General features: G+C 73.1%; 20 protein-coding genes and 1 tRNA gene. 8 read left to right on the top strand and 13 right to left on the bottom strand.

The annotated features are described in order from the left end of the window. Positions 1-15 precede the first annotated feature (15 nt). Entirely contained in the window at positions 16-1,182 is a 1,167-nt protein-coding gene (locus ACH4RG_RS16490; RefSeq protein ID WP_397917033.1) for an LLM class flavin-dependent oxidoreductase, read from the top strand. Positions 1,183-1,354: 172 nt separating this feature from the next. Here ACH4RG_RS16490 and ACH4RG_RS16485 read toward each other — a convergent pair whose 3' ends face one another. After that, positions 1,355-3,415, bottom strand: coding sequence for an EAL domain-containing protein (locus ACH4RG_RS16485; RefSeq protein WP_398539712.1), 2,061 nt, complete (start codon positions 3,413-3,415; stop codon positions 1,355-1,357). A gap of 388 nt (positions 3,416-3,803) precedes the next feature. Here ACH4RG_RS16485 and ACH4RG_RS16480 point away from each other — a divergent pair, with 388 nt between their 5' ends. Further along, positions 3,804-5,093 carry a M6 family metalloprotease domain-containing protein gene (locus ACH4RG_RS16480; RefSeq protein WP_397917246.1) on the top strand — a complete coding sequence of 430 codons (1,290 nt, stop codon included), beginning with the start codon at positions 3,804-3,806 and terminating at the stop codon, positions 5,091-5,093. 42 nt (positions 5,094-5,135) lie between these two features. Here the strand turns inward: ACH4RG_RS16480 and ACH4RG_RS16475 are convergent. The 7 genes from ACH4RG_RS16475 to ACH4RG_RS16445 form a co-directional block, all read right to left on the bottom strand. Then, positions 5,136-5,209 (bottom strand) — tRNA-Lys (locus ACH4RG_RS16475). Beyond that, positions 5,200-5,895, bottom strand: coding sequence for a bifunctional DNA primase/polymerase (locus ACH4RG_RS16470; protein WP_397917031.1), 696 nt, complete (start codon positions 5,893-5,895; stop codon positions 5,200-5,202). The genes ACH4RG_RS16475 and ACH4RG_RS16470 overlap by 10 nt, the downstream gene beginning before the upstream one ends. A 357-nt stretch (positions 5,896-6,252) precedes the next feature. Then, the gene (locus ACH4RG_RS16465; RefSeq protein WP_003968962.1) at positions 6,253-6,594 is read right to left on the bottom strand and encodes a hypothetical protein; all 342 of its coding nucleotides are present in this window, start codon (positions 6,592-6,594) and stop codon (positions 6,253-6,255) included. Positions 6,595-6,772: 178 nt separating this feature from the next. Next, a complete protein-coding gene (locus ACH4RG_RS16460) occupies positions 6,773-8,107 on the bottom strand; it encodes an AAA domain-containing protein (RefSeq protein WP_397917030.1) in 1,335 nt (444 codons plus the stop codon). Further along, positions 8,104-9,723, bottom strand: coding sequence for a hypothetical protein (locus ACH4RG_RS16455; protein ID WP_397917029.1), 1,620 nt, complete (start codon positions 9,721-9,723; stop codon positions 8,104-8,106). Before ACH4RG_RS16455 ends, ACH4RG_RS16460 begins: the two co-directional genes overlap by 4 nt. After that, the gene (locus ACH4RG_RS16450) at positions 9,714-10,721 is read right to left on the bottom strand and encodes a hypothetical protein (RefSeq protein WP_398539787.1); all 1,008 of its coding nucleotides are present in this window, start codon (positions 10,719-10,721) and stop codon (positions 9,714-9,716) included. The genes ACH4RG_RS16455 and ACH4RG_RS16450 overlap by 10 nt, the downstream gene beginning before the upstream one ends. A 106-nt stretch (positions 10,722-10,827) precedes the next feature. After that, positions 10,828-11,841 carry a phosphatase PAP2 family protein gene (locus ACH4RG_RS16445; protein WP_398539711.1) on the bottom strand — a complete coding sequence of 338 codons (1,014 nt, stop codon included), beginning with the start codon at positions 11,839-11,841 and terminating at the stop codon, positions 10,828-10,830. Between the two features lie 248 nt (positions 11,842-12,089). Between ACH4RG_RS16445 and ACH4RG_RS16440 the strand changes: the two genes are divergently transcribed. After that, positions 12,090-12,686 carry a histidine phosphatase family protein gene (locus ACH4RG_RS16440; RefSeq protein ID WP_397917026.1) on the top strand — a complete coding sequence of 199 codons (597 nt, stop codon included), beginning with the start codon at positions 12,090-12,092 and terminating at the stop codon, positions 12,684-12,686. A gap of 389 nt (positions 12,687-13,075) precedes the next feature. On the opposite strand, the gene ACH4RG_RS16435 is transcribed toward ACH4RG_RS16440, so the two are convergent. Then, positions 13,076-14,536, bottom strand: a complete 1,461-nt coding sequence (locus ACH4RG_RS16435) for a tetratricopeptide repeat protein (protein WP_397927979.1) — start codon at positions 14,534-14,536, stop codon at positions 13,076-13,078. Between the two features lie 294 nt (positions 14,537-14,830). Between ACH4RG_RS16435 and ACH4RG_RS16430 the strand changes: the two genes are divergently transcribed. Together ACH4RG_RS16430 and ACH4RG_RS16425 are read left to right on the top strand one after the other, a co-directional pair. Then, positions 14,831-15,199, top strand: a complete 369-nt coding sequence (locus ACH4RG_RS16430) for a hypothetical protein (protein ID WP_397917245.1) — start codon at positions 14,831-14,833, stop codon at positions 15,197-15,199. Positions 15,200-15,274: 75 nt separating this feature from the next. After that, the gene (locus ACH4RG_RS16425) at positions 15,275-16,258 is read left to right on the top strand and encodes a spermidine synthase (RefSeq protein WP_397917024.1); all 984 of its coding nucleotides are present in this window, start codon (positions 15,275-15,277) and stop codon (positions 16,256-16,258) included. A gap of 22 nt (positions 16,259-16,280) precedes the next feature. Here ACH4RG_RS16425 and ACH4RG_RS16420 read toward each other — a convergent pair whose 3' ends face one another. Next, a complete protein-coding gene (locus tag ACH4RG_RS16420) occupies positions 16,281-16,847 on the bottom strand; it encodes a hypothetical protein (protein ID WP_398539710.1) in 567 nt (188 codons plus the stop codon). A gap of 131 nt (positions 16,848-16,978) precedes the next feature. On the opposite strand from ACH4RG_RS16420, the gene ACH4RG_RS16415 reads away from it, so the two are divergent. Next, entirely contained in the window at positions 16,979-17,743 is a 765-nt protein-coding gene (locus ACH4RG_RS16415; RefSeq protein ID WP_397927983.1) for a response regulator transcription factor, read from the top strand. Continuing rightward, a complete protein-coding gene (locus ACH4RG_RS16410) occupies positions 17,740-19,173 on the top strand; it encodes an ATP-binding protein (RefSeq protein WP_397917021.1) in 1,434 nt (477 codons plus the stop codon). Before ACH4RG_RS16415 ends, ACH4RG_RS16410 begins: the two co-directional genes overlap by 4 nt. Before the next feature lie 275 nt (positions 19,174-19,448). Here ACH4RG_RS16410 and ACH4RG_RS16405 read toward each other — a convergent pair whose 3' ends face one another. The 3 genes from ACH4RG_RS16405 to aspT (ACH4RG_RS16395) are packed head-to-tail and all read right to left on the bottom strand — an operon-like array spanning position 19,449 to position 24,506. Then, positions 19,449-21,101, bottom strand: coding sequence for a bifunctional aspartate transaminase/aspartate 4-decarboxylase (locus tag ACH4RG_RS16405; protein ID WP_398160547.1), 1,653 nt, complete (start codon positions 21,099-21,101; stop codon positions 19,449-19,451). Between the two features lie 23 nt (positions 21,102-21,124). Then, positions 21,125-22,828: an aspartate-alanine antiporter gene (gene aspT, locus ACH4RG_RS16400; protein ID WP_398539709.1), complete on the bottom strand. Its 1,704-nt coding sequence runs from the start codon at positions 22,826-22,828 to the stop codon at positions 21,125-21,127. Position 22,829: 1 nt separating this feature from the next. Further along, on the bottom strand, positions 22,830-24,506 hold the full coding sequence (gene aspT, locus ACH4RG_RS16395) for an aspartate-alanine antiporter (RefSeq protein WP_397917018.1): 1,677 nt from the start codon (positions 24,504-24,506) through the stop codon (positions 22,830-22,832). Between the two features lie 307 nt (positions 24,507-24,813). Here aspT (ACH4RG_RS16395) and ACH4RG_RS16390 point away from each other — a divergent pair, with 307 nt between their 5' ends. Further along, positions 24,814-26,136, top strand: a complete 1,323-nt coding sequence (locus ACH4RG_RS16390; RefSeq protein WP_398539708.1) for an extracellular solute-binding protein — start codon at positions 24,814-24,816, stop codon at positions 26,134-26,136. Positions 26,137-26,207: the final 71 nt, after the last annotated feature.

The raw sequence follows: 26,207 nt of genomic DNA, 5'->3' as shown, positions 1-26,207 counted from the left end.
GGGAGAGGCCGACACGTGGACGAGATCCGAGGCGACGAGACCCGCAGCGACACGAGTGGTGACGCGACCGCAGGCGCGAGCGGCGGCCCGTCCGACGCCGACGGGATCCGGGGCGCCGCAGCCGGAACGGCCGCCGTTCCGCTGTCCGTCCTCGATCTGGTCACCGTCGGGCAGGGCCGCACCGCGACGCAGGCCCTGCGCACCAGCGTGGACATCGCGAAGCTCACCGAGAGCCGCGGCTTCCACCGCTTCTGGGTCGCCGAGCACCACTCCATGCCCGGGGTCGCCTCGTCCTCCCCGGCCGTGATCCTGGCGCACATCGCCGCCCACACCGAGCGCATCCGCCTCGGCTCCGGCGGGGTGATGCTGCCCAACCACGCACCGCTGGTGATCGCCGAGCAGTTCGGCACCCTGGAGGCGATGGCCCCGGGCCGGGTCGACCTCGGGCTCGGCCGGGCCCCCGGCACGGACGGCGCGACGGCGGCGGCCCTGCGGCGCAGCGAGCGGCTCAACGAGGGCGCGGACGACTTTCCGCAGCAGCTCATGGAGCTGATCCGGTTCCTGGACGACGACTTCCCCGACGGCCACCCCTACGCCCGTATCCACGCCGTGCCGGGCCCGGTCCAGGCGACCGCCCCCGGCGGTGTGCAGTCCGCGCACCGACCGCCCGTCTGGCTGCTGGGCTCCTCCGGCTTCAGCGCGCGGCTGGCCGGCACGCTGGGGCTGCCGTTCGCCTTCGCGCACCACTTCTCCGCGCAGAACACCATCCCCGCGCTCGACCTGTACCGCGAGTCCTTCCGGCCCTCCGCCGTGCTGGACGCCCCGTACGCCGCCATCGGGGTCTCGGCGCTGGCCGCCGACGACGAACGCGAGGCCCGCCGCCAGGTCCTGACCGGGGCCCTGTCCATGGTCCGGCTGCGCACCGGCCGCCCGGGGCTGATCCCGAGCCCCGAGGAGGCCGCGGCGTACGACTTCTCGCCGATGGAGCGGGAGTTCGTCGACGGGTGGCTCGCCAACGTGATCCACGGCACCGCGGACGAGGTCCGCGGCGGCCTCGACGACCTGGCCGAGCGGACCGGCGCCGACGAGCTGATGATCACCGCCAACGCGCATGGCGGCGAGGCGCGGCTGCGCAGCTACGCCCTGATCGCGGACGCGTACGGCCTGCCGACCGCTCCGTAGGAGGTGCGGGGTCCCGACCGGCGGTGTCAGCCCTCCATCGGCCGGGGCCGCCCGGTCGGTCGCGCGCGGCTTTCAGGGGGCCGGGGCCCGACCGGTCACCCCGGCTCTTCAGCGGCCGGGATCCGACCGGTCACGCTCGGCTCTCCAGCGGCCGGGATCCGACCGGTCACGCTCAGCCCTCCAGCGGCCGGGACCCGATCAGCCCGGCGATCTGCTCCGGTGCCACCGCCCGCGAGTACAGCCACCCCTGCCCGGTGTCGCAGCCGATCCGCCGCAGCCGCTCCGCCTGCCCGGCCGTCTCCACGCACTCCGCGGTGACGGTCAGGCCCAGGCGGTGCGCCAGCTGCACCATGGCCTCCACGATCGTCTCGTCGGCGGGGCTCGGATGCGTACCGTCCTCGTACCGGAAGCCCTTCACGAACGCCCCGTCCAGCTTCAGCACGGAGACGGGCAGCCGACTGAGGTAGGCGAGGTTCGAATAGCCGGTCCCGAAGTCGTCGATGGCGATCCGTACGCCCATGTCGCTCAGTGCCTGGAGCGCCCGCAGCGGACGGCCGCCCGAGCCCATGACCGCCGACTCGGTCAGTTCCAGCTGGAGCAGCCCCGGGGCCAGCCCGGTCTCGGCCAGGATCCGGTCCACGTCGGCGACCAGGTCGGAGTCCCAGACCTGCCGTACGGCGACGTTGACGCTGATGAACAGCGGCGGCTCGTCCGGGTGGTCGAGCTGCCAGCGCCGCGCCTGCCGGCACGCGGTGCGCAGCACCCAGCGGCCGAGCTGGACGATCGATCCGTCCTCCTCGGCGATCTGGACGAACCGATTCGGCGGCAGCACACCGAACTGCGGATGGTTCCAGCGCACCAGCGCCTCGACGCCGCGCAGCACCCCGTCCGCCATCCCGACCAGCGGCTGGTACTCCAGCGTGAACTCGCCGCGCTCCACGGCGGGCCGGAGCGTGGAGGAGAGGGACTGCCGGGTCATGCGGTGGGCGTTGCGCTCGGGGTCGAACAGGGTCCAGCGGGCCTTGCCGTCCGCCTTCGCCCAGTACAGCGTGGTGTCGGCGGCCTGCATCAGCCCGGTGGGCGAGGTGCCCGCGGCGGCCCGTTCGACCACCCCGATCGACGCGGAGACCGAAAGCCGCTGTCCCGCGAGATCGAACGGCTGCTGGAGCGCGGCGAGGACCGAGCGGGCCAGCTCGGCGAGTTCCTCGGTCCCCGCCGAGTCCTCGACCAGGATCGCGAACTCGTCGCCGCCCAGGCGCGCCACCAGTCGGCTGCCGCCGGAATGGCGTGAGGCGTCGTTCTCGGCGCAGTCGGTGAGCCGCGCGGCGACGGCGGCCAGCAGCCGGTCCCCGGTCCGGTGCCCCAGGGTGTCGTTGATCGCCTTGAAGCCGTCCAGGTCCAGGTAGCAGAGCCCGATCCGGGCGTGCTGCCGCGGCGGCAGGGAGTCGTCCTGGTACGGCGGGGTCTCCAGGGCCGAGGCGAGGCGCTCGAAGAACAGCGTCCGGTTGGGCAGCCGGGTCACCGGGTCGTGCATCTGGAGGTGGCGCAGCCGTTCCTGGAGCTCGCGCCGGTCGCTGACGTCAGCGACCGTCAGCAGGACCCGGGCCGGCTCCGCCGCCGACGCTCCGGTCACCGGCACGACGGTGATCTCGGCCCACAAGGAGCGCCCGTCGGGGTGCTTGAGCCGGCGGGTGCAGCGGAACCGGGAGCGGCGGCCCAGCAGGACCTCCCGATAGGCGTGCCAGGTGCGGTCGTCGGACGCGAGATCGAGCAGCTCGCTCGCCTGCCGCCCGGCGAGGACCGCCGCCGCGGCGCCCAGAAGCCCGCCGAGCGCCTCGTTGGCCCGTACGACGTGGCCCCGGCCGTCGACGACGCCCATGGGGAGCGTGGCGGCGTTGAAGGCGGCCCGGTAGTCGCGCAGTTCGCAGCTGGTGGGGCCCCCGTCGGCGGGGGGCGGGGGCCCGGCGCCCGGGCCCCGGGGCACCGGATCCGTGACCGGTGGGTCCGTGACCGTTGGGTCCACGACCTGCGGGTCCGCGACCGGCGGGTCCACGGCCTGCGGGTCGGTGACCGGCGGGTCCGTGACCGGCGGGTCCGTGACCGTTGGGTCCACGGCCTGCGGGCCGGTGACCGTTGGGTCCATCGCCGTCATATGACGCTCCGTGACCGGCGCGGGGGGCGCGCCGGAGGCCGTGCCTGCCGGGGCGCCCAGCCCTTCGGAGGTTCCGCTCACCGCTCGCTCCCGCTGTGAAGGTCGTCGTGAACTGGTGGGGTCGGACTGGCCACCGAGTGGCGGGCCTGTTAACGGGCCCGTTCCACGCGGGAAAGCGTGGTGAAGCATAGAGGGTGCCGCGTCGGCCCTTCCAGCTCACCATCCGGTCCGGGCCATCGCGCGGGTCCGCGAGAGATCGGGAGCAGGCATTCCGCTTTGCCCAATTCTGATCATTTCTGTGCGGATCTGTTTCATTGGTTGGCTCGAATGGTCGGCGGTGACGTTCCGTGAAGGTGTGGGTGGCGATCCTGTTCCGCTGAACCCGTGTGGGGCAGCACAACAGGGCGTGGCGTGGTGAAGCGGCACAGGGTGGACGGGATGGACCGTGTTTCCCCACCCGGAGGTCGATGTGCCGTGCCGTCGCGGACCCGGGGGAGCGGAACGGCCGCCACTGCGCAGTCTGGCCGCCGCCGCCACCTCCCTCCTGGCGCTCGCCGCCACGTCCCTCGTCGCGGGCCCCGCCGCGGCCGCCATGGAGGACGCCACCCCCTGCGCCCTGCCCCGGACGGCGGCGCACCACTCGCTCGGCCTGGACACCTGGAACGGGGCGTACCCGCGCCCCGACCGGGGGCTTGATGCGGTCATGATCTTCCTGTCCTTCCCGGACTCCGAACCCACCCTCACGCCCGAGGCGCTCACCGCCGACCACTTCCCCGCCACGACCCGCTTCTTCGAGCGCGCCAGCTATGGCCGGTTCACCCTGCGCCCCCATCCGCAGCGGACCTGGACGCGGATGCCGCGCGACTCCACCTGGTACGGCATAGAGCGTGACTGGAACGCCGAGCGGCGGACCGCCTACCTGCGCGACGCCATCGACGCCGCCGACGCGGACGTGGACTTCTCCCGGTACGACGTCGTCTACCTGGTGGCCGACCCGGACGCCCCCGGCGTCGACTCGGACGCCACCAAGGTCGTCAACTTCGACCGGCCGCTGCGCGCCGACGACAGCGACATCCGGCGCGTCGTCACCGTCTTCGAACAGCACCCGCCCGACCGCAACGTCCTCGCCCACGAGACCGGACACGTCTTCGACCTCGCCGACCTCTACCACCGGCCCACCGACGGCAAGGGCGACTGGGACACCCACGTCGGCGACTGGGACGTCATGGGCAGCCAGTTCGGCCTGGCCCCGGACCTGTTCGGCTGGCACAAGTGGAAGCTCGGCTGGCTCGGCGGACGCCAGGTCGTCTGCGTCCAGGGCTCGGCCGACCTCACCCTCGAACCGGTCGCCGCGGCCCCGGTCCCCGGCGGGTCGATCGGGACCCGGCTCGCCGTCGTCCGCACCGGTGCCGGCAGCGTCCTGGCCATCGAGGCCCGCAGCGCCATCGGGAACGACCGGGACACCTGCGCCGAGGGCATCCTGATCTACCGCGTCCGCAGCGAGACGGCCTCCGGCGGCGGGCCCGTAGAGGTGGTCGACACCCACCCGGACACCGGGGCCTGCTGGGACCGCTCGGTCTACCCGCCGCTGGCCGACGCCCCGCTCGCCGTCGGGGAGACCTTCACCGTGCCGGGCGACGACACCCGCGTCGAGGTCGCCGACCGCACCCCGTCCGGCTCCTGGACCGTCCGGATCACCACCGGCGTCCGGAACGGTCCCGCGGAGAGTCCCGGGGAGGATCTCGCGGCACACGGGTGAACGAAGAAGCCCCCCGCTTCCGCGGGGGGCTTCTTCCGTCTGTGCGCCGTCAGGGACTCGAACCCCGGACCCGCTGATTAAGAGTCAGCTGCTCTAACCAACTGAGCTAACGGCGCCTGGTGACGTCGTAGACATTAGCACCCTGATCCGCCCGAGGAAAAATCGAATGCCCGGCACTCGGGGGCGACGCGGACCGGCTCACCCGCACACACGCCCAGAGCAGCACATCGGGGCCCGGGAGCCAGGGATTGCGGGTGTCGGGGGCGACCACCCAACGCGGCCCGCCCTCGGTCGACGCACAGGTCAGCGGGGGTACGGTCACGGCGTCGCCGGTGCCGTGACAGAGCAGGGGCGGCACCGTGCCGCGCTGCTTCCGGGAGTCTCCGGCGCCCCCGGAACCGCTGGTTCCCCACTCCTCCCAGGCGAGCAGCGAGGGCAGCCGCTGGGCCGTTCCGGGGGCGGCGAACAGCAGCATCCGGCCCCGGTGCGTGGCGACCGGACCGGAGCCGGGCCCCTCGGCCCAGAGCTGCTCCAGCATCCGCCGCCCGAACAGCGCCGGCACGTTCACGACGTCGAAAGCGGAACCGCAGGGAAGCACGCCGGGGGCCTTGGGGCGCTCCTCCCAGTGGGCGAGCGTGCTGCGCGGATAGGGGGCGGCCCCCGCCAGCCAGGCGGCGCCGGCCGCCGTGACCCGTGCGGCCTGGGGGCCGGACTGGTCCCGCAGCAGGGCGAAGATGTCGACGCCGTGGCGCGGGGCGGCACCGGCTTGCAGGGTCGTTTCGTCTTTCAGCCATGCGCTCATGGAGCAAGGTCTACCCGGAGTGACGGGAAGGGTTCCGAGAGTTGCCGGAAACCGGGACAGGCCGGGAGGGGGAGGGGTATCTTGCCCGCCGGAATATGCCACGGGACCTGACCCCCGGCCTGGCGTACCGGTATCTGCCCCACAGGACCCACAGGACCCACAGGACCCACAGGACTCACAGGCCCCATCCGCCCCATGGGCTTTTCCATCGGCCCACCGAACTCGCCCGCTCTCACAGGTCACATCGGCGCCAGAGGTCCCACCGGCTCCAACGGCCTCGTGGGCGCCACGGGCCACGCGCCATAAGCCCCGGGCCATAAGCCACGAGCCCCGGGCCATAGCCCCGGGCCACGTGGGTCAGGCTCCGGGCGCGTCCAGCAGGGAGCGGCCGAACTCGATCATCTTCTTCGCGTAGTCCTCGGTCCACTCCGCGCGCTCCGCCACGTCCGCCGCGGTCAGCCGGTCGAACCGGCGCGGGTCGGCGAGCTGGGCCGCCGCCATCGCCTGGAACTCCACCGACCGGTCCGTGGCCGCCCGGAAGGCCTGCGTCAGCTCGGTCGCGCGGGCCAGCAGCTCACGGGGGTCCTCCACCGACTCCAGGTCGAAGAAGTGCTCCGGATCCGCCGTGGCCTGAGACGGCTCGAAAAGCAGCGGCGCGGGGCGCAGCCGCTGCCGTTCGTTCCGCTCGGACTGTGTCATGGGGTGTTCCTTCCTCGGACGACCTGATGGCCGGAAGATCCGGACGGCCACCCTCCATTGTCCAACCCCGCGCAAGGGGGCCGGGGCGTACGGCGGGGGCGCGGGGGAGCGCCTCCCACGCGGGGCGGCAGGGCCGAGACGCGCACCGGGCCCAGGGTGGCCGGCACGTGTCCCCGGCTCAGGGTCGCCACCGGACCCGGCGCTCCGAGAGGTGGGCCAGCACCGCGTGGTTCGCCTCCCAGCCGTCGGGGAACTTCACCGTGACGCCCAGCTGGACCGGCTCCGTGGACGGGTGCTCGTCCAACAGGTCCGCCACCCCCTCCCGGCACACCACGACGCAGGCGTGCCGATGCCGCGAGGCCAGCACGCACAGGCGGCCCGTCTCCAGGTGGAACGCGGTGGCGTCGGGCCGCCCCGACAGCGGGTGCAGCACCACCGTGACGTCGAACTCGCGCCCCTGGAGGCGGTTGGCCGTGTCCACCGTCACCCCGGTGACGCCCAGCTCCGCGAGGGCCGCCCGCACCGCCGCCGCCTGGTCCCGGTGGGCCGTGCCGACCGCCACCCGGTCCGCCGTCACCGGCACCGGCTCCTCGGCCCGCTCGCTCGTCGCGACCCCGCCCCGGTCCAGCAGCCGCCGGACCACCTGCGCCACCGCCCGTACCGCCTCGGGGTCGGTGCGGGGGGTGTGCCGGGCGGGCAGCTCCAGCAGCCCCCACCCGGACTCCGCCGCCTCGTCCAGCACCCGGTCGGGCCCCGACCCGTCCGACGCCACTCCGAAGGAGAGCTGCCGGTCCCCGTGGTCCGTACCGCTGCGGAAGGGCGTGTACGGGTAGAACGCGTCCGACACCAGCGGGGCGGCCGACGCCGGGAGCCGCCACGACACCGGCAGCCGGTGCTGGGGCAGCTCCGGATTGTGCGCGAGCAGCGTGGACACCGCGCTCGCGGACGGGTCGTAGCTCAGTCCCGCCCACTGGTCGGCGCCGACGATCGAGAACGGGTCCAGCTGGCCCGGGTCCCCGACGAACAGCGCCCGCTCGAACAGCCCGGCCACGGCCAGCAGCGCGTCGGAGCGCATCTGGTACGCCTCGTCGACGATCGCGTGCCCCCACGGCTCCACGTTCTTCACGTGCGCCCACTTGGCGGCCGTCGAGATCACCACGTCGAGCCCGGCCAGATCCGCCGCCTTCGCCGACTTCCTGACGTTCGCCAGCCCGTCCAGGACCTTGTCGTACGGATCGGAGTCGCTGCTGTGGAGCCGGCCCACCGGCAGCTCCGGGTCCTTCTCCGCGAGCCGCACCACCAGGTCGTCGACCTGGGCGTTGGTCTGCGCGATCACCATCAGCGGGTGCCCGGCGGCGGCCAGCTCCAGGGCCGCCCGGACCACCAGCGTCGACTTCCCGGCACCGGGGGGCGAGTCCACGACGATGCCCCGGGCACTGCCGCGGAGGGTGTCGTCGAGGATCGCGCCGGTCGCGCGCGCCGCCTCCGCGCCCGGGTCGAAGACGGTCCTCACAGCAGGTCCTCCGGGGTCACGGGGTCGGGTAGCTCCGGGCGCTCGGTGGCGTCCGCGCCCGGCGGGCCGCCGTGGGTCCACGGCGTCTCCTCCGGGTCCGGAAGCTTCGGGCCGCCGCGCTGGTCATGCTCGAACAGGGTCCAGGCGATCCGCTCGCCGGGCTCCGGCACCGAACCGGGCGCGGGCTCCTTGCCCCGGCCCATCCGGTCCAGGATCCGCAGCACCAGCGGGACCTCGCCGTCGTCGGCCGGGGGCCCGTCCGCGTACCGCACGAACTCCGCCGTCTGCGGCTTGCCCGCCAGCGAGCGGTAGACCTTCGTCCGCTCGGCCAGGTGCGGACGCTCGTCCGTGCGGACGGTGACCAGCGGGCGCGGGGAGGGCCGCTTGGACTCGGTGTACACCATCTCCACCCCGGACACCGTGGCGAGGAACGCCTCGCCCGCCAGCCGCCGCCCCGCCAGCACCAGCGGATCGTCCAGCGCCTCCTGCGCCTCCAGCTGGGCCTGGGCGGTCTCCCGGGAGGCCAGCTTCTGGGCCGCCGTCACCGCGTCGTCGCGGCGCGGCTGCGGCGGCTCGCCCGAACGCACCCGGTCCCGGTGCGCGGTGAACGACCACCGGTCCCGGGTCCAGCGGTCCTCGGCCCGGGCCCCTTCGGGCAGCTCCCGCAGCAGGTCGAGACCCCGCCAGACCGCGTCCCAGGTCGGCAGCATGACCCGCGCCAGCAGCGAGCGGATCTCCCGCTCGGCGGCGCTCAGCTCACCCAGGCGGGCATCGGCGGCGAGTCCGTCCTCGGCGGACGCGAGCGCCGTGCGCGCCCGGTCGTACCGCTCGATCGCCGGGGCGAGAAGGCGGTTGTCGAACTCCGGGTCGGTGGCCGGGCCCGCCGGCGGGCACAGCAACTGGCCCTCCTCGTCCCGGGCCAGCTCCGCCCGGAGCGCGGCCTCGGCCCCCGACGAGCCGGCCGGCGGGTCGATCCAGGCCAGCAGCGCGCCCAGGTGCTGGTCCTCCAGGCTGCTCTGCCCGGTCGCCCAGTGCCGGTTCAGCAGATCCGTGACGGCGGGCAGCAGCGAGGAGCCGGGCACCCGGGCCCGCTCCCCGTAGTGCGTCAGCCAGCGGCCGAGCAGCGGCACCCGGGCCGGGGCCGGATACGGGGTGTCCGGATCGTCCTCGGCGGTACGGCGGAACCGCATGGACCGGCCCAGCAGCCGGACGAACTCGACGCCCGCCCGGCTCGGCACGATCAGCTGCGCGGCGTCCGTGCACAGCTCCACCTCGACCTTGGCCTTCTTGCCGGTCACCGGGTCCGTCTCGTTGCGCTCGGCGGGCTCGACGACGTCCGCGTACGCCTCGATGTGCGGGAGGACGGCCTCCGCCAGCTCGGCCAGGAACGCGAAGCGCAGGTCCCGGTCCCGGGGCTGGGCGACGGCCAGCAGCCGGGGCGCCTCCCGGTCCGTGCCGACCAGCGCCCCGAGCGGGGCCCCGGCCTCACCGGCGGTGGTCAGCGGCACCAGCACGAGGGGCCGGTCGGTGAGATGGCGGTGCCGGACGGTGGCCAGCGGCTGGGCGCGGCCGGTGTCGACGGCCTCCAGCCGGGCCAGGGTGGTGATCAGCGACATGGGGCCGCACCCTCCGGCACATCGGCCCCGGCGCGTGCGGCGGAGGCGCTCTCCAGCGCCTCGGCGCGCAGGGCGGCGGCCCGGCGCAGCGCGGCGACCGTCGGATCGGCGGGATCGCCCTCCTTGCCCGCGGCGGCGGCCAGCACCCCGGCCACCGTGGTCAGCCCGCCCAGTTCACCCCGCACGCTCCGGCCCAGCGCCTCCACGGCCCCCACGGCCCGGGACTTCGCCCGGCAGTGGAAGGCCAGCTCGCACGCGGCCAGGCACTCCGGGGCGTAGGCAGGGGGCACCGCCGCCACGGCGGCGCCCAGCTCCTCGGGCGGACACGCCGGATCGAACGTCGTCCCCTCCGGCAGCCCCGTCGCGATGTCCTCGACGCGCGTCAGCCGGGTCAGCTGCCGGCGGGTCACGGCGCGCTGCTTGCGTACGTCCACGACGGAGGCGGTCGGCAGGTTCGAGAAGTCCTTGGGGCAGACCAGCAGCACCCGGTGCCCGACCTCCGCACCCTCGGTGACCGCCGCGACCCGTTCCAGCGCCAGCACGTACACCGCGGCCTGCCGGGCGGCGGCCCCGACCTTCGACGGGTCGGCCGACGCGTCGATCATGGGAAACGACTTGATCTCGACCACCGTCCACCGGCCGTCGGGGTGCACCACGACCGCGTCGGGCTCCAGATAGGCGGGGGAGCCCGCCACCTCCAGGGCCAGCATCGGATGGTCCAGCAGCGTCCAGCCGCCCGCCGCCGTGGCCTCCCGCAGCGCGAGCGCGGTGCGCGCGGCGCGGCCCTCGGGACCGGCGGCGCTCAGATCGGGCGTGGCGGCGTCCCCGGCCGGGGCCTCGGCCCCGCCGCCGAGCCGCTCGTACAGCAGGCGCAGCAGCTCCGCCCCGCCGTCGGCCTTGACCTTCGCCTCGAACGCGTTGCCCCGCATGAAGGCGAACTGGGACTGCCCGAAGGGGGCGGGGGAGCCGAGCGCGGTGGCCAGCACGCCCTTGTCCACCCCGGCGCCGTCGAGCAGGGCCCGCCGCCTGCAGCCGGGATTGGCGGCGAGGGCGGCCAGAGCTCTCGCGTCGAGCGGGTGCGGTGGGACGGACGGGCCGCGCAGCTCAGCGAGCCGCTGCCGGAGCGTCGTCGCTCGCGGCCGCGTCGGCGTCGTCGCCGGCTGTGGTGCCGCTGACTGCCGTGCCGGGGGGATCTGCGGAGGTGGTCCGCTGGCCGGGGATTCGCTCACCCGGGGAAGTCTTGCATCCGGTACTGACATTCGGGGGCACGCCCGCGGATACGGAGCCGGCGACGGTGCTCCGGCCGCCCCCGCCGCCGCTCGCGAACAGGACGGCGGCCGGCCCGGTGAACCGCGCCGCGCCCCACGCCTTGAACCGGTCGGCGACCCGCACGACGGGCCTGACCAGCAGGGCTCCGACGCCCATCACCGCGGCGCCCGCGACGGCGTCCAGGAAGTAGTGGTTGGCGGTGCCCATCACGATGACCGTGGTGACCAGCGGATAGGCGACGCCCGCCGCCCGCACGAGGGGACGGCGGCCGTGCCGCCACAGCAGGATCCCGCACCAGAGGGACCACCCGACGTGCAGGCTGGGCATCGCCGCGTACTGGTTGGTCATCCCGCTCAGCCCGCGCGGGGCGCTCGCCCCCGCGCCCCACCAGCCGTACGCGCTGTACTGCGCCATCGTGTCGACGAAGCCGTGGCTCGCGTCCAGCAGCCGGGGCGGGCAGGTCGGCATCAGCGTGAAGCCGACCAGCCCCAGCAGCGTGGAGTTCATCAGCCAGACCCGGGCCGCCCGGTACGCGGCCGACCTGCGCCGGAACATCCATATGAGGACGGCCGGGGTGACCACGTAGTGCAGGGACGCGTAAGCGAAGTCGGCGGGTATCCCGAGCGCCGGGGTGCTGGTGAAGAGGCGGTTCAGCGGGTGCTCGGCGTTGAGGTACAGCGCCTGTTCCAGCCGCAGGATCGCCAGGCCGTGGTCGACCGCCGTCGACACGTCCCCGCGCACCAGGAGCCGGCCCACCGAATACAGCGCGTACACCACCGCGATCAGTGGCAGCTCCGTCCACCAGCGGGGCCGATGACCGGTTGCGGGCGGCGCGGTGGCGTGCGGCATCCGGTAGCTCTCCCCATGTTCATGCGGCCGACGACGAACGTTCAACCGTACGGCGGCACCGTGCCGCCGTCTCCCCCGGGGGTCCCCTGCCGGACATCCCGCACGCAGCGGTCCCCGCCCTGGTCCGAACTCCCGGCCGGGGCGCTGCTCAGGATGGGACGCCCGCACGGCCCGGGAGGTTGCCTGCCGGGCCGGTACGGGATGATGGAAGGGCCCAACAGCACCAACGTTCCAGGGAGAGAGCCTTCATGGCATCGCGCATCCTGCTCGCCCGGCACGGCCAGACCCAGTGGTCGGTCCGGGGCAACCACACCGGCAGGACGGACATCCCGCTCCTGGACGACGGGCGCGAGGGCGCGAAGCTCCTCGGCGAGCGGCTGCACCGGGCGCCCTGGGCGGGGCTGCCCGGCGTCGAGGTCCGCACCAGCCCGCTCGTCCGGGCCGCCGAGACCTGCCGACTCGCCGGGTTCGAGGAGCGGGCCGTGCCGTGGGACGCGCTGATGGAATGGGACTACGGGGCGTACGAGGGCCTGACACCGGCCCAGATCAAGGCGGACCGACCCGACTGGCTGATCTGGCGCGACGGGGTCCCGGACGGCGAGTCCGTCGCCGACGTCACCGCCCGCGCGGACGAGATCGTCGCCTGGGCCCGCTCGGCGGACCGGGACGTCCTGGTCTTCGCCCACGGCCACATCCTGCGGGCGCTGGGCGCGCGATGGCTGGGAGAGGACCTGTCCTTCGGCGCCCGCATCCGCCTGGACCCGACGTCGCTGTCGGTCCTGGGCTGGGCGTACGGCCTGCCGGCCGTGGAGCGCTGGAACGACACGGGCCACCTGGACCGCTGACGCCCTCCGGGCCCTGTCCGGCGCGGCGCTCGGGGCCGAAACCGTGCCCGGCCCCCGGCCGGCCCGGCGCTTGGGGCCGAAGCCCGTCCCGCCCTGTCCGGCGTTTGAGGACGGAACCCTTCGTCCCGTGGGCGGGATCTTCACGGGTCCCGTGGCGCGGGAGGCCCTGATCAGCATCCCGGAAGGTGCTGGTCGGTTCTGTCCTCAAGCGCCGGACGGGCTGGGTTTCCGCACCCCGGAAGGTGCTGGTCAGTTCGGTCCTCAAGCGCCGGTGACGGGCTGGGTTTCCGCACCTCAGGAGGGTTTCGCACCCCGGAACGTGCCGAGGTGGCCGCGGACAGGCCAAGGGGGCTCGGCGGGGGGCTGGACCGAGACGGGCCGAGGGGGCGCTACCGGCCGGGGTGGCCGCCGCCCGCGCCGGGCAGGGTGCCGGCCGGGCCCGGGGCCGACTCCCGGTGGCGGGTCAGGAAGGCGGCCACCGGGCCCGCCCCGGCCCGGGGCTCCAGCACCCGCGCCGCCCCCGCCAACATCCCCCGGATCCGCGAGGACTGGACCCGGGCCAGCAGGTCCAGCACCTGGTGCCCCGTCGCCGCCGCCTCGTCCACCCGCCCCGCCCGGGCCAGGTCACCCGTGAGCTGGGCCCGGTACAGGGCCAGGTTCCGGGTGAAGTGCGCGTCCTGGAGCGCCGTCGCCCGCCGCCCGTGCCGCGCGGCACGGGACCAGTCGCCCAGCGCCGACCAGCACTGCGCCTCCAGCAGCTCCATCTCCGCCTCCCGGAAGAAGCTCATCCACTCCGGATCAGCCGCCGCCGTGCCCCGGTCGAACGCCGCCCGGGCCCGCCCGATCGCCCGGTCGCACCCCGTCCGGTCCCCGAGCCCCGCCCGGCCCCCCGCCTCCCGCAGCGCGAGCAGGGCCAGCAGCCGGGGCGACCCCAGCGTGCGCGCGGCCCGCCGGCCGGCCTCCGCCGCCCGTACCGCCTCCCGGGGCCGCCCCGCGTCCCGGGCCAGGAACGACGTGTTGCAGAACGCGTGCGCCTCAAGCCCCGCGTCCCCGGCCAGCCGCGCCGTGGCCAGCGCCTCCGCGTAGTGCGAGCGGGCGTCGTCGAAGCGGCCCGAGTCGTGGGCCAGCCAGCCGACCGAGATGGCCAGCTCGCCCGCGCCCGCGTGCAGCCGGTCCGAGGTGGCGCGCCGTGCGGTGGTCCCGGCGTCCAGCAGCTCGTACGCCGCGCGCAGCGGCTGCGCGGCCCGCCGGTAGAGCCCGTCCGCGCCGTGCCGGTCGTCCAGCAGCCGGATCTGCCGTACGGCCTTCTCGACGGCGTTCACCTCCGCCTCGCCGACCCGGCGCTGCGCGGGCAGAGAGAGCCGGGCGGCGGAGGCGGGCGCCCCGCCGAGACCCAGGGAAGCGGCCGCCACCGTGGTGGTGCCGCTCGTCATGAACACGCGACGCAGCACGTCGCTCTCCTCGGGGATGTCGTCGGTTTCGGTGTCGCGGTGGAGAAGGGCGGGGCCGGAAGGGAAAGAGGAAGGGGGAGGGCCCGAAGCCGCCGCCTCCGTCGCGGGCGGCGGTTCGGACACGACCCGGGCGCCCCGCCCCCGTACGCTCTCGCGGGCCGAGAACCCCAGGTCGGCCAGGGATGCCCCCGGGAACATGTGCAGGAACACGCGTTCGTAGGCGTAGTTGGGGCAGCGGATCTCCCCGGACTCCACGCGCCCGATGTAGCGGGCGTCGCACGCGACCTGCTCCCCGATCTCCCGCGCCGCTCTGCGGACGGCCGCCGCGAACTCCCCGGCGGACCGCTGCCCGCGCAGCTGACGGAAGGCGAGGTTGGGAACTGCCGCTGTCGCCGCCATGGCCGGCCCCTCTCTGGTGCGGCCGAGGCCCGTGGATCCCGGAGCCCGGCGGAGCAAGAACGTACCTGTTGTGACGGGACGCACACACAGCGTTTCGTCGCGAAAGGGGGCATACCACCCCTGATCTGCCATGAACTGCCACCCTTTGCGGCGGTGTGGGCCCGTAGCCCTTGACGTACCGGGGGCGTTGGTCCACGTGGAGACGGAGCGTGGCTCCGTTCGGCGATGAGAGGAGGGGTTCCCTTGTTGCATCTCGGCAGGGAGACCGGCTCACGGACGACCTCGACGAAACCGATGGCCCCGGCGCAGGGGGACCAGTCCTGCGACCTCGTCACGGTCCCCGCCCGGCAGGGGCTGGAGGCCGTCGACATCCTCCGCCGCGGGCGGGACCAGGAGCCCGTCGGCCCGGTCCTGCACGACGGCGCCTGCGACACCCTCGGCTTCCTCGTACCGCCGGGCACCGCCGACGCCTGGGACGTACCGGGCAGTGCCTGTACGCGGACCGACGGCCGTGGGCTGCGCATCCCCGCCGAGCCGCCCGGCCCCGGCTCCGGCTGGCTGCTCCCGCCCGCCGAGGACGCCCCGGTCACCGATCCGGCCGTGCTCCGCGCCGCCCTCGACCAGGCCGCCCGGCTGATCGAGGCGGCCGACAACTGCTGCTGAGCCCATAATGGAGGGACGGGGGAACACCTCCGCGCGGCCGGCGACCCGGGCCCCCACCAGCAAGGACCAGCGAACGTGGCACGTCGAGGAGCGCCGGCCCGAGGCAAGGACAAGGCCGCGGACAAGGGCAGGGCAGCCGGCCGGAACAAGGCCGCGGGCAAAGGCGGAGCCGACGGCGCGAAGGGGCGTCAGGGCGGCGGCCGGGGATCCGGCCGGGCCGAGCGGGAGCCGGTCTCCCAGCAGGTCGGCGGCGGACTCGCCGAGCTCATACCCGACCGGGAACGCCCGGGTGCCTGGACGCTCCTGATCGACGGCGCTCCGCAGTCCCATGTGGACCTCGACGACCCCGGGCACCTCTCGTTCGCCTACCAGCGCCGCCTCGGCCACGTCATCGACCTCGCCGCACCCCCGCCCCAGCCGCTGCACGTCCTGCATCTGGGCGGCGGCGCCTTCACCCTCGCCCGGTACACCGCCGCGACCCGCCCCCGCTCCACCCAGCAGATCGTCGAGCTCGACGCGCCCCTCGTCCAGCTCGTCCGCGACCACCTCCCGCTGGACCCCCAGGCCCGGGTCCGGGTCCGGGCCGCCGACGCCCGCGAGGGGCTCGGCAGGTTCCCGGACGGCTGGGCCGACCTGATCATCGCGGACGTGTTCAGCGGCGCCCGTACCCCCGCCCACCTGACCTCCGCCGAATTCCTCGCCGAGGTCCGCCGGGTCCTGAAGCCCGAAGGGCGGTACGCCGCCAACCTCGCCGACGGCCCCCCGCTCGCCCATCTGCGCGGCCAGGTCGCCACCGCCGCCGCTGTCTTCCCCGAACTGGCGCTGGCCGCCGACCCGGTGGTGTGGCGGGGCCGCCGCTTCGGCAACGCGGTCCTGCTCGCCTCGGCCGTGGCGCTCCCGGTCGCGGAGTTCACCCGGCGGGTGGCGAGCGACCCGCACCCCGGCCGCGTCGAACACGGCCGCGCGCTCACCGACTTCACCGGCGGCGCGGCCGTCGTGACCGACGCCGCGGCCAGACCGTCGCCCGCGCCGCCGCCGTCCGTCTTCGAGAACCCGTGACCCGCCCCTGGTCAGACCCGGATCACGGTTCGACGACCTGCACCGTCGGCGGCGTCCCGTTCCAGGTGCAGAACACCGAGTACGTCTTCCCGTCCCTCCCGCCCCCGTCGCTGAAGTCCACCCGGATCCACGCGTCGTTCGTCCACACCTGCATCGACCAGCCCGGCTCGGGCGTCGCCGAGACAAGCTTCGCCGAGCGCCTGCCGAGCTCGAACACCACCCGGCCGCCGTCGGTGCGATAGCTCTTCACCTCGCCCGAGGTCGCGGGCGCGGGCGGCTTCGCCGGGGTGGCCGACGGCGTACGGGAGGGGCGTGGGGCCGACGGCGACGGGCTCGCCCCGCCGGTGCGCGACGAGGCGGAGGCGGAGGGGGAGGGGGAGGGGGAGGTCCGACGTGTCGAGGAGACGAGCGGCTCCCCGGTGCTCTGTCCGATGCGCTGAGGAGGTCCCGAACCCATCGAGACCGGCACGGCCCGGGGCGGGTCGTAGGCCGTCCCCGTCATGACCGTGTGCACACCCCACCACGAGAGCGTGACCGCCGCGCCGGTGGCGAGCAACCACGCCAGCGCGTGTACGAGTCCTCGTCGCATCGGCACATCCTGCCCCACCCGGCCCGCCCCGTCGGCCCCGGAGGTCGTGAACAACCGCTCTTCTCCGGCCTTTACGGAGGTTTCCGGCGGCACCGGGACCGGGCCCGCCGGCATGGCGTACGGTGCCGCCCATGGCAAGTGTGCTCGTGGTCGAGGACGACCAGTTCGTACGTTCCGCCCTCATCCGGCACCTCAGTGAGGCCTCCCACACGGTACGGAGCGTGGGCACCGCGCTCGAAGCCCTGCGCGAGGTCGCGCACTTCCGCTTCGACGTGGTCATCCTCGACCTCGGGCTGCCCGACCTGGACGGCGCCGAGGCGCTGAAGATGCTGCGGTCCATCACCGATGTGCCCGTGATCATCGCCACCGCCCGGGACGACGAGAGCGAGATCGTCCGGCTGCTCAACGACGGCGCCGACGACTACCTGACCAAGCCGTTCTCCGTCGAGCACCTCTCCGCCCGGATGGCCGCCGTGCTGCGCCGCTCGCGCGCCGCCGGCGGTGAGGCGCCGCCGCCCAGGGTCATCCGCGTCGGAGGGCTCTCCATCGACCCGCTGCGCCGCACCGCCGAGCTGAACGGGTCCGAACTCGACCTGACCCGCCGCGAATTCGACCTGCTCACCTTCCTGGCCGGACGGCCCGGCGTGGTCGTCGCCCGCAAGGAGCTGCTGGCCGAGGTCTGGCAGCAGTCCTACGGCGACGACCAGACCATCGACGTCCATCTGTCCTGGCTGCGCCGCAAGCTCGGCGAGACCGCCGCCCGGCCGCGCTATCTGCACACGCTGCGCGGCGTCGGCGTGAAGCTCCAGCCGCCGGCCGACGCCCCGGCCGATGCCAGGGCCGACGCCCCGGCCGGTACTCCGGTCGATACGCCGCTCACGGAGCCGCCCGCATGAGATGGGCCCTGGTCAAGGTCTGCCTCGCGGTCACCGCCATGGTCGTCATCGCCTTCGCCGTGCCGCTCGGACTCGTCATCCGGGAGATGGCCAGCGACCGGGCGTTCTCCGACGCCGAACGCCAGGCCGCGATGATCGCCCCGACGCTCTCCATCACCACCGACCGCGAGGAGCTGACCCGGGCCGTCCTGTCCACCGAACCGGGCGACCGGGGACACCTCGCCGTCCATGTCCCCGTCGGAGGAGGGGCTCCGGACATCGGCACCCGGCGCGCCACCCCCAAGGACGTCGCGACGGTACGCAGGGCCGGGCGCGCCTCCATCACCGAGGTCACCGGCGGCTTCGCGCTCCTCCAGCCGACCGCGCTGGGCACCGGGGACATCGCCGTCGTCGAGGTGTTCGTCCCCGAGGCCGAGGTCTCCCACGGGGTCGCCACCGCGTGGCTGACGCTGGCGGGCGTCGGCGTCGCGCTGATCGTCGGCTCGGTCGCGGTCGCCGACCGGCTCGGCGTACGGATGGTGCAGCCCGCGCAGCGCCTCGCGGGCGCCGCCCAGGACCTGGGAGAGGGCCGCCTGGGCACCCGGGTCCCCGAGGACGGCCCCACCGAACTGCGCTCCGCGGCCATCGCGTTCAACTCCATGGCCGACCAGGTCGTCCAGCTCCTGGCCAACGAGCGCGAGCTGGCCGCCGACCTCTCGCACCGGCTGCGCACCCCGCTCACCGTGCTCCGGCTGAACGCCGCGTCCCTCGGCGAGGGTCCGGCGGCCGAACAGACCCGGGCGGCGGTCCAGCAGTTGGAGCGCGAGGTCGACACGATCATCCGGACCGCTCGCGAGCAGCGCCCGCAGTCCCCGGGCGGGCAGGCGGGGGCGGGCTGCGACGCCTCCGAGGTGATCCGTGAACGCATGGGCTTCTGGTCGGCGCTCGCGGAGGACGAGGGCCGCGAGGTGCGCCTCGCGGGAGTCGACCGTACGGTGCGCATCCCCGTGGCCCGCCCCGAACTGGCGGCCGCCCTGGACGCGTTGCTCGGCAACGTCTTCCGCCACACCCCCGAGGGCACCGCCTTCTCCGTCGACGTCCACCACAGCGGCGACGCGGTCATCGTGCTCGTCTCCGACGCCGGCCCGGGGATCTCCGACCCGGAGGCCGCCCTCGCCCGGGGCGCCAGCGGGCGCGACGCCGCGAGCGGGTCCGTCGGCTCCACCGGCCTCGGCCTCGACATCGTGCGCCGGGTCGCCGAGTCCACCGGCGGCGACCTGCGCATCGGCCGGTCCGTCCTCGGTGGCACGGAGGTCCGGATCTGGATCGGCCTGTACGGCAGCCGCCCCGAGCGCGGCCGGCGCGGTCACGGCCGCCGGGTCGGCCGCCGGGCCGGCTGGCAGCGGCGCAAGGAACCCCGGACCACGACCGTCCCAGGGCCCCAGCATTAACCCGCGCCGATGGGTTCCTTAAGCCCGCCCTAAGAACGTCGAGCGAGGCCCGTAATGCCCTCTTCGCCCGTTCCCTTGCCGCTAGCGTTCTCGTCGTACCTCCTCGTCGGCGGTACAGACCCCCACGCCGGCCCCCGCCGCCACCGGTCGCCCCGGTGACGGCGGGGAAACCGGCACCAGCAGCCCGTGTTCCCCCCTCGGGCCCCGGACCACACCTTGCCCCCCACCGCGCGCTCCGGCCGGACCCCACCCCACCTCCGGCCGGAGCGTGCACCTCACCCGGCCCGGGCCCGCCACTCCTGGGCGTACGCGTCGAAGATCGCCCGCAGATGGTGGCCGATCTTCAGATAATCCAGATCGTCCAGGTTGGCCAGCGACACCCGCACCGACCACTCCGGGCCGTCGAAGCCGCCGCCGTTGAGCAGCACCACCGAGGTCTGCTCGGCCAGCCGGAACAGCGGGTCGACCGGCTCGTAGTTCTCCTCCAGGAAGTCGGCGAACGGCTTCCCGTGCACGCGCTCCGCCTCGGCCAGCAGGTCCAGCTCGATGTAGTACGCCGCCCGCTTCGGGTCCTCCGAGACCTTCATGTGCGCGCCCTCCAGGAGGAGTTCCAGCCGCTGCTGGACGATCGCCCGGATCCGGTGCTTGTAGGCCTGGCCCTCGTCCAACATGTCGAACAGCGAGAACAGCGCCATCATCATCTGCTGCGGCAGCGACAGACCCGCCGTGTGGTTCAGCGCCACCTGCCGGGAGTCCGCCACCAGCCGGTCGATGAAGCGGATCTTCTCCGGCTCCAACGACAGCGTTCCGTAACGCTTGTCCAGCCGGTCCTTCTGCTCTCGGTCCTGTTCCGCCAGCATCGCGTCGATCACGTTGTCGTCGTGCAGCGCGATCACCCCGAGCCGCCACCCCGTCGCCCCGTAGTGCTTGGAGTAGGAGTAGACGAGGATCGTGTTGCGCGGCAGGTCCGCCGCGAGCGAGCGGAAGCCCTCCACGAAGGTCCCGTACACGTCGTCGGTCACGATGATCAGGTTCGGGTTCCGCTCGCCGACGATGGACACGATCTGCTCGGAGACCCGGGTGGAGAGTGCCAGCGAGGGCGGGTTGCTCGGGTTCACACAGCAGACCAGCTTCACCGACGGGTCCGCCAGCTTGGCGATCTCCTCCTCCGGGTAGCGCCACTGCCGCACCCCGGTCTCCGTGAACAGGCTCGCCTCCACCCGCACCACGTCGAAGTCGTACGTGTCCAGCTCCGGGATCTCCAGGTACGGGGTGAACACCGGCACCATCAGGGCGATCCGGTCGCCCCTCGCCAGGATCCCGTTCTTCATCAGCGAGTCGAAGACGTAGCACATCGCCGCCGTGCCGCCCTCGGTCGCGAACAGGCTCAACGTCTGCTCCTCCGGCGGCCGGTGGTCGAACATCTCGTCCGCGATGTAGCCGCGCACGATCTGCTCGGTGTGGTGCAGGATCCGGTCCGGTACGGGGTAGTTGTCGCCGATCGAGGAGTCCGCCAGCTCGTGCACGAACGCGTCCCGGTCAAAACCGAACCGCTTCACCGCCAGGTCCACGCTCGCCTTCAGCAGCTCGATGCCCGGCAGCTCCGGGTGCGTACGGACGAAGTGCTCGAAGCGCTCCGCACACCCCGCCTCCTCCGGCATGCCGCCCAGGTTGTCGGCCGTCCACACCCGCCGGGACTCCGAGATCGCGAAGTAGCCGAGCGCGTGGTACGCCTCCCGGGGCCCCGTGGCCACCCAGTTCGGGTTGCCGCGGCCCGCGTTCAGCATCGTCCGGGTCGACTTCCCCTTCTGGCCCGGCTGATCGCTCTGTGCGGCCGTCGCGATCTGGATGAACTTGTCCTTCAGCTCGAACGGGGAGAGCTGGGCGAACGACCGGATCTCTTCGCGGCTGATGCTGGTCCTGTGCATGGTGGGGTCCACTCCGTAGCAGGTCAGTGGTTGAGCAGGACGATCACGGCGCCCCACACCGTCAGCAGGACGTTGCCGACGGCGTACGGGATGGTGTAGCCGAGGGTGGGGATCTGGGACTTCGAGGTCTCGTTGACGGCGCCGATCGCCGCCGTGGTGGTCTGGCCGCCCGCCAGGACGCCCATCAGGATCGGGAAGCGGATCTTCTGCACGTGGTGCCCGACCAGGAACCCGACGATCAGCGGCACGACGGTGGCGACCGCGCCGAGGAGCAGCAGCCCCCAGCCGGCCGAGGAAAGGCCGCTGGTGAAACCGGGCCCGGCGTTGATGCCGACGACGGCCACGAACAGACAGAGCCCGAGCGTGTCCATGAACCACTGCGCGCCCGGCGGCACGTTCCCGTACGTCGGGTACTTGCCGCGGATCCAGCCGAAGACGAGCCCCATGATCAGGCCGCCGCCCGAGGTCGACAGGGAGATCGGCACCCCGCCCGCCGTCAGCGCCGGGATACCGACGCAGCCGCCGAGGAAGATGCCGAGCCCGACCCAGACCATGTCCGTCGCGAAGCTCGTCGGGACGGGTTTGCCCAGCGCCTTCCCCGCCGGGCCGACCAGGCGTTCCGGCCCGGTGAGGACGAGTGTGTCGCCGCGCTCCAGCTTCGTGGACAGCCGGTAGGGGAAGAGGGCCCCCGCCCGGTACAGCTTGTCGATGTACACGCCGACCATGAACGGCTCCCGCCGCACCTCCTCCACGGTCCGGCCCAGCTGCGCCTTCTCCGAGACGACGACGTGCAGCGTCTCGGTGCGGTAACCCAGCAGCGTCACGTCGTCGGCCTCGGGCCCGATGTGCGTCACCGCGTCGAACTCCACCAGGTCGCCCCGGATCGCGCTGACCGCGACGGTGTCGCCGAGGCGCAGGACGCGGGACTGGTCGTGTTCCAGGACCGTGCCGTCGCGGCGGATCCCGGTGAGGTAGAGCCGGCGGCCCAGCGCCTTCTGCTGCTCCTCGAAGTCCGCCACCGAGCGGCCCACCAGATCGGGCCGCTGAACGCTGTACGCGCGCAGCACCACCTCGTAGTAGCCCTCGCCCTCGTCCGGGCTCTCGTCCGGCGCGTCCAGTTCCGCCGCCAGCTCCGCGCTCTCCTTCGCCAGGTCACGGCGGTAGAGCCTCGGCAGCACGTCGGCCAGGAGCATCGCGCACAGGATGGTGCCGAGCGGGTACGTCACCGCGTACCCGACGGCGACCAGGTTCTCCTGGGTCTTCACCTCGGCGGGGGAGAGGCCGGGCAGGGTGCCGATCGCGTCCTGGGCGACGCCGATCGCGGCCGACTGGGTCAGCGCCCCGCTCATGAGGCCGGCGCCGAGCCCGGGACCGTAACCGAGCAGGTTGGCGAAGAGCCACGACACCAGCAGCCCGGTCACACAGACGACCACCGCGTTGACGACCTGCGGCAGCCCGTCCTTCTTCAGCCCCCGGAAGAACTGCGGGCCGACCCGGTAGCCCAGGGCGAACAGGAACATGATGAAGAACAGGTTCTTCACCGTGTCGTCGATCCGGACCTCGAACTGGGCCCCGAGCAGCAGCCCGGCGACCAGACAGCCCGTCACCGCGCCGAGCGCGATCGTCCGGTAGCGGACCTTCCCGAGCAGGAAGCCGAACGCGACGACGAGGAAGACGAGCAGCTCGGGGTGGGGCTGGAAGACGTTCCGGTTCAGGAAGTCGATCACGTCAGGCCCCCAGGACGCCGACGAGGATGGGCCCGGTCAGCGGCAGCAGGAAGTTGGAGAGCGTGTACGTGATCGTGTAGCCGAGAAGCGGTACGGAGCTCTGGGCCACCTGGGTGATGGAGGTGATCGCCGGGGTCGAGCACTGCTGTCCGGCGATCGCGCCGATCAGCAGCGGCTTCTCGATCTTCAGCAGCTTGCGCCCGACGATCAGGGAGATCGTCGCCGGGACCAGCACCATGGCGATGCCCGCGAACGGCAGCAGCGCGCCGTACTCCTTCAGCAGCGGCCAGGCCTGGGGCCCCGCCGCCAGCCCCGTACAGGCGATGAAGACGGCCAGCCCCATGTCCTTGAGCGTGGTCGCGGCCTGCGGCGGGAACGCCCCGAAGGTCTGGCTGCGGGAGCGGAACCAGCCGAAGACCAGGCCGGAGATCAGACAGCCGCCGCCGGTGCCGAGCGACATCGGGATGTCCCCGAGCTTCACGACGATCTGGCCGAGCAGGGAGCCCGCCACGATGCCGAAACCGAGGTAGATGAAGTCGGTGGCGTCGTTCTTCACCACCGCGCCGAGCTTCGCGACGAGCCGGTTGAGCCCGCCCCGGGCGCCGACCAGGGTGAGCACGTCGCCCCGGGCGAGGACCGTCTCCCCGCTGGCGGGCAGGTGCTGGTCGTTGCGCAGCACGTCGGTGACGTAGACGCCGTCCCTGCGGAACTCCGGATGGCGCTTCTCCAGCCGGTCGATCGTGGCGCCGATCGTCTCCTTCTCGGTGACCGCGACCTGACTGGTGGCCAGCGGGGTGTCGAGCCCCGGCACGGCAGGTGTCTCCGGGCCGATCTCCCGGCCCGCCTCGATGATGGCCGCCCGCTCACCGACCACCTGGATCAGGTCGCTGAGCGTCAGCTCAAGACCGGGCGAGGGCGTCAGCAGCCTGCTGCCGCGCTTGACGCCCTCGACGGTGATCCGGCCGCCCAGAGCGCTCTCCAGACCACCGACGGTCCGCCCGTCCGCCAGCGTCACCAGATAGGTGCGGCCCACCATGCCGGGCAGCGCCTCGCGCTCGTCGGACTCCAGCCCGCCCTGGCCGCCGCGCATCTTCTCCCACAGCTCGCGGGAGGCGTCCGCCAGGTTGACGCGCATCAGCATCGGCATGATCTGGCTGGTGTAGAGCACGATGGTGATCAGGCCGAACAGGTAGCAGACCGTGTACGCGGTGGCCACGTGTCCCTGGTACTGGTTGATCTGCTCGGAGGTCAGGTCCTCCAGCTTGCCGATCGCCTCGGTCGCCGTCCCCACGACGGCGGACTCGGTGGCCGCTCCGGCGAGGATTCCGGACGCCGTGCCCACGTCCAGGTCGAAGGCCTTGGCGAGCCCGTAGGCGATGCCCAGGACGCAGACCACCTCGATCAGGCAGAGCGTGAAGAAGCGCAGGCTCTTGCGGTTGAGGTTGGCGAAGAACTGCGGTCCGGCCAGGTAGCCGAGCGAGAAGATGAACAGCGCGAAGAAGACGGTCTTGACGTCGTCGTCGACGCTGACGTGCCGGGTGCCGATCAGCAGCGACACGATCAGGGTGCCGCAGATGCCGCCGAGCGTGATCGGGCCGACGCGAAGCTTGCCGACCAGGTAGCCGGCCGCGAGGCAGAAGAAGAGGGCCAGTTCGGGATGGTCGCGCAGTACGCCCATCCCGACTCACTCACCGGGGCTGGTGTCGACGACCGGGACGATCGAAAGGTACATAAGGGAGAAATTAACAGGGGTGGGCCCCTCCGGCAGCTCGCCCGGCCCGACCTGCCCCCGTTCACCTTCCGACGGGAGGGCGGCCCAACATCCCCTCGGTGACCCGCTGGACATCCCTCGGCAACGGAATCGTCTTCAACTCTTGACACCCACCCCCTTGAGGCAGCAACCTTCCGGCAACGGCGCATGGGAGCGCTCCCACTCTGGGGGAAGGTCTCGCGCGCTTCCCCTTCCCGGAACAAGGAGCAGTGGAATGCGCATCACCCGCAGCGTTGCCGGTCGACGCAGGAGAACCGCCTTCGTGGCCACCACGGGCCTCACGGTCACCGCCCTCCTCCTCACCGGATGCGGCGGCTCGTCCGATTCGGACAAGGGAGCCGACGCGGACGGGAACATCACCCTGACCCTCGCCGACTTCGGGCAGTTCGGCTACAAGGAGGCCGGGCTCTTCGAGAAGTATCACCAGCTGAACCCGAAGATCACGGTCAAGGAGGACACCACCGCCGAGGAGAAGAACTACTACCCCAAGCTCCTCCAGCAGCTGAACTCCGGCAGCGGCCTCGCCGACGTCCAGGGCATCGAGGTCGGCCGGATCAAGGAGATCGTCGACACCAAGGCGGACTCCTTCGCCGACCTCTCCAAGGCCATCGGCGTGGACGAGTGGGTGTCGTGGAAGGCGAAGCAGGCCACCGCCCCCAGCGGCGCGGTCATCGGCGCGGGCACCGACATCGGCCCCATGTCCCTCTGCTACAACCGTGAGCTGTTCGAGAAGGCCGGACTGCCCACCGACCGCGCCGAGGTCGCGAAGCTGACCGAGGGCGGCTGGGAGGACTTCCTCGCCCTGGGTGAGCAGTACAAGAAGAAGGCCCCCAAGGGCACGTACTTCATGGACTCCGCGAGCGCCATGTTCAACGCCGTGGTCAGTTCCAGCCCCGAGCAGTACTACGACGCGAGCGGCAAGCCGATCTACGAGAAGAGCGCCAGCGTCGAGAAGGGCTGGAAGCTCGCCGCCGAGGCCGCGTCCAAGAAGCTGACGCAGGGCCTGGCCCAGTTCGAGGACCAGTGGCAGGCGGCCCTGCGCAAGAGCACCGTCGCCACCGTCGTCTGTCCCGCCTGGATGGCCGGCCAGATCTCCACCTACGCCGGTGACGCCAACAAGGGCAAGTGGGACATCACCAGCGCCCCCGGCAACACTTCCGCCAACTGGGGCGGCTCCTTCCTCGCCGTCCCGAAGTCCGGGAAGAACGTCGCCGAGGCCACCAAGCTCGTCAAGTGGCTGACCGCCCCCGAGCAGCAGGCCGCCGTCTTCAAGACGATCGGCGTCTTCCCGTCCAACCAGGGCGCGTACGAGCTGCCCGACGTGAAGAACGCGACCCTGCCGTACTTCAACAACGCCCCCATCGGCCAGATCTACGCCGACGGCGCGAAGTCCATCCCCGAGGCGGTCCTCGGCCCGAAGGACGGCGTGATCAAGGACTCCATCTCCACCCAGATCAACAACATGGAGCAGCGCGGCACCAGCCCCGACGACGCCTGGGACGCGGCCCTGCGGACGATCGACAAGGCCATCGGCTGACCCTCCGCACGTGACCGGACCGGCCCGAGCCGGTCCCGCGCCGGGGCGGGCGGGCGACACCCGCCCGCCCC

Source organism: Streptomyces sp. NPDC021019, from assembly GCF_044333295.1.
Classification (GTDB): domain Bacteria; phylum Actinomycetota; class Actinomycetes; order Streptomycetales; family Streptomycetaceae; genus Streptomyces.
This window is presented reverse-complemented; position numbering and strand designations above follow the sequence as displayed.

Coding starts and splice junctions, on each gene's coding strand:
- ACH4RG_RS16470 (WP_397917031.1), bottom strand. CDS start 5,895: ATGAGCGCATGGCTGAAAGACGAAACGACCCTGCAAGCCGGTGCCGCC.
- ACH4RG_RS16465 (WP_003968962.1), bottom strand. CDS start 6,594: ATGACACAGTCCGAGCGGAACGAACGGCAGCGGCTGCGCCCCGCGCCG.
- ACH4RG_RS16455 (WP_397917029.1), bottom strand. CDS start 9,723: ATGTCGCTGATCACCACCCTGGCCCGGCTGGAGGCCGTCGACACCGGC.
- ACH4RG_RS16445 (WP_398539711.1), bottom strand. CDS start 11,841: ATGCCGCACGCCACCGCGCCGCCCGCAACCGGTCATCGGCCCCGCTGG.
- ACH4RG_RS16440 (WP_397917026.1), top strand. CDS start 12,090: ATGGCATCGCGCATCCTGCTCGCCCGGCACGGCCAGACCCAGTGGTCG.
- ACH4RG_RS16435 (WP_397927979.1), bottom strand. CDS start 14,536: ATGGCGGCGACAGCGGCAGTTCCCAACCTCGCCTTCCGTCAGCTGCGC.
- ACH4RG_RS16430 (WP_397917245.1), top strand. CDS start 14,831: ATGGCCCCGGCGCAGGGGGACCAGTCCTGCGACCTCGTCACGGTCCCC.
- ACH4RG_RS16420 (WP_398539710.1), bottom strand. CDS start 16,847: ATGCGACGAGGACTCGTACACGCGCTGGCGTGGTTGCTCGCCACCGGC.
- ACH4RG_RS16415 (WP_397927983.1), top strand. CDS start 16,979: ATGGCAAGTGTGCTCGTGGTCGAGGACGACCAGTTCGTACGTTCCGCC.
- ACH4RG_RS16410 (WP_397917021.1), top strand. CDS start 17,740: ATGAGATGGGCCCTGGTCAAGGTCTGCCTCGCGGTCACCGCCATGGTC.
- ACH4RG_RS16405 (WP_398160547.1), bottom strand. CDS start 21,101: ATGCACAGGACCAGCATCAGCCGCGAAGAGATCCGGTCGTTCGCCCAG.
- aspT (WP_397917018.1), bottom strand. CDS start 24,506: ATGGGCGTACTGCGCGACCATCCCGAACTGGCCCTCTTCTTCTGCCTC.
- ACH4RG_RS16390 (WP_398539708.1), top strand. CDS start 24,814: ATGCGCATCACCCGCAGCGTTGCCGGTCGACGCAGGAGAACCGCCTTC.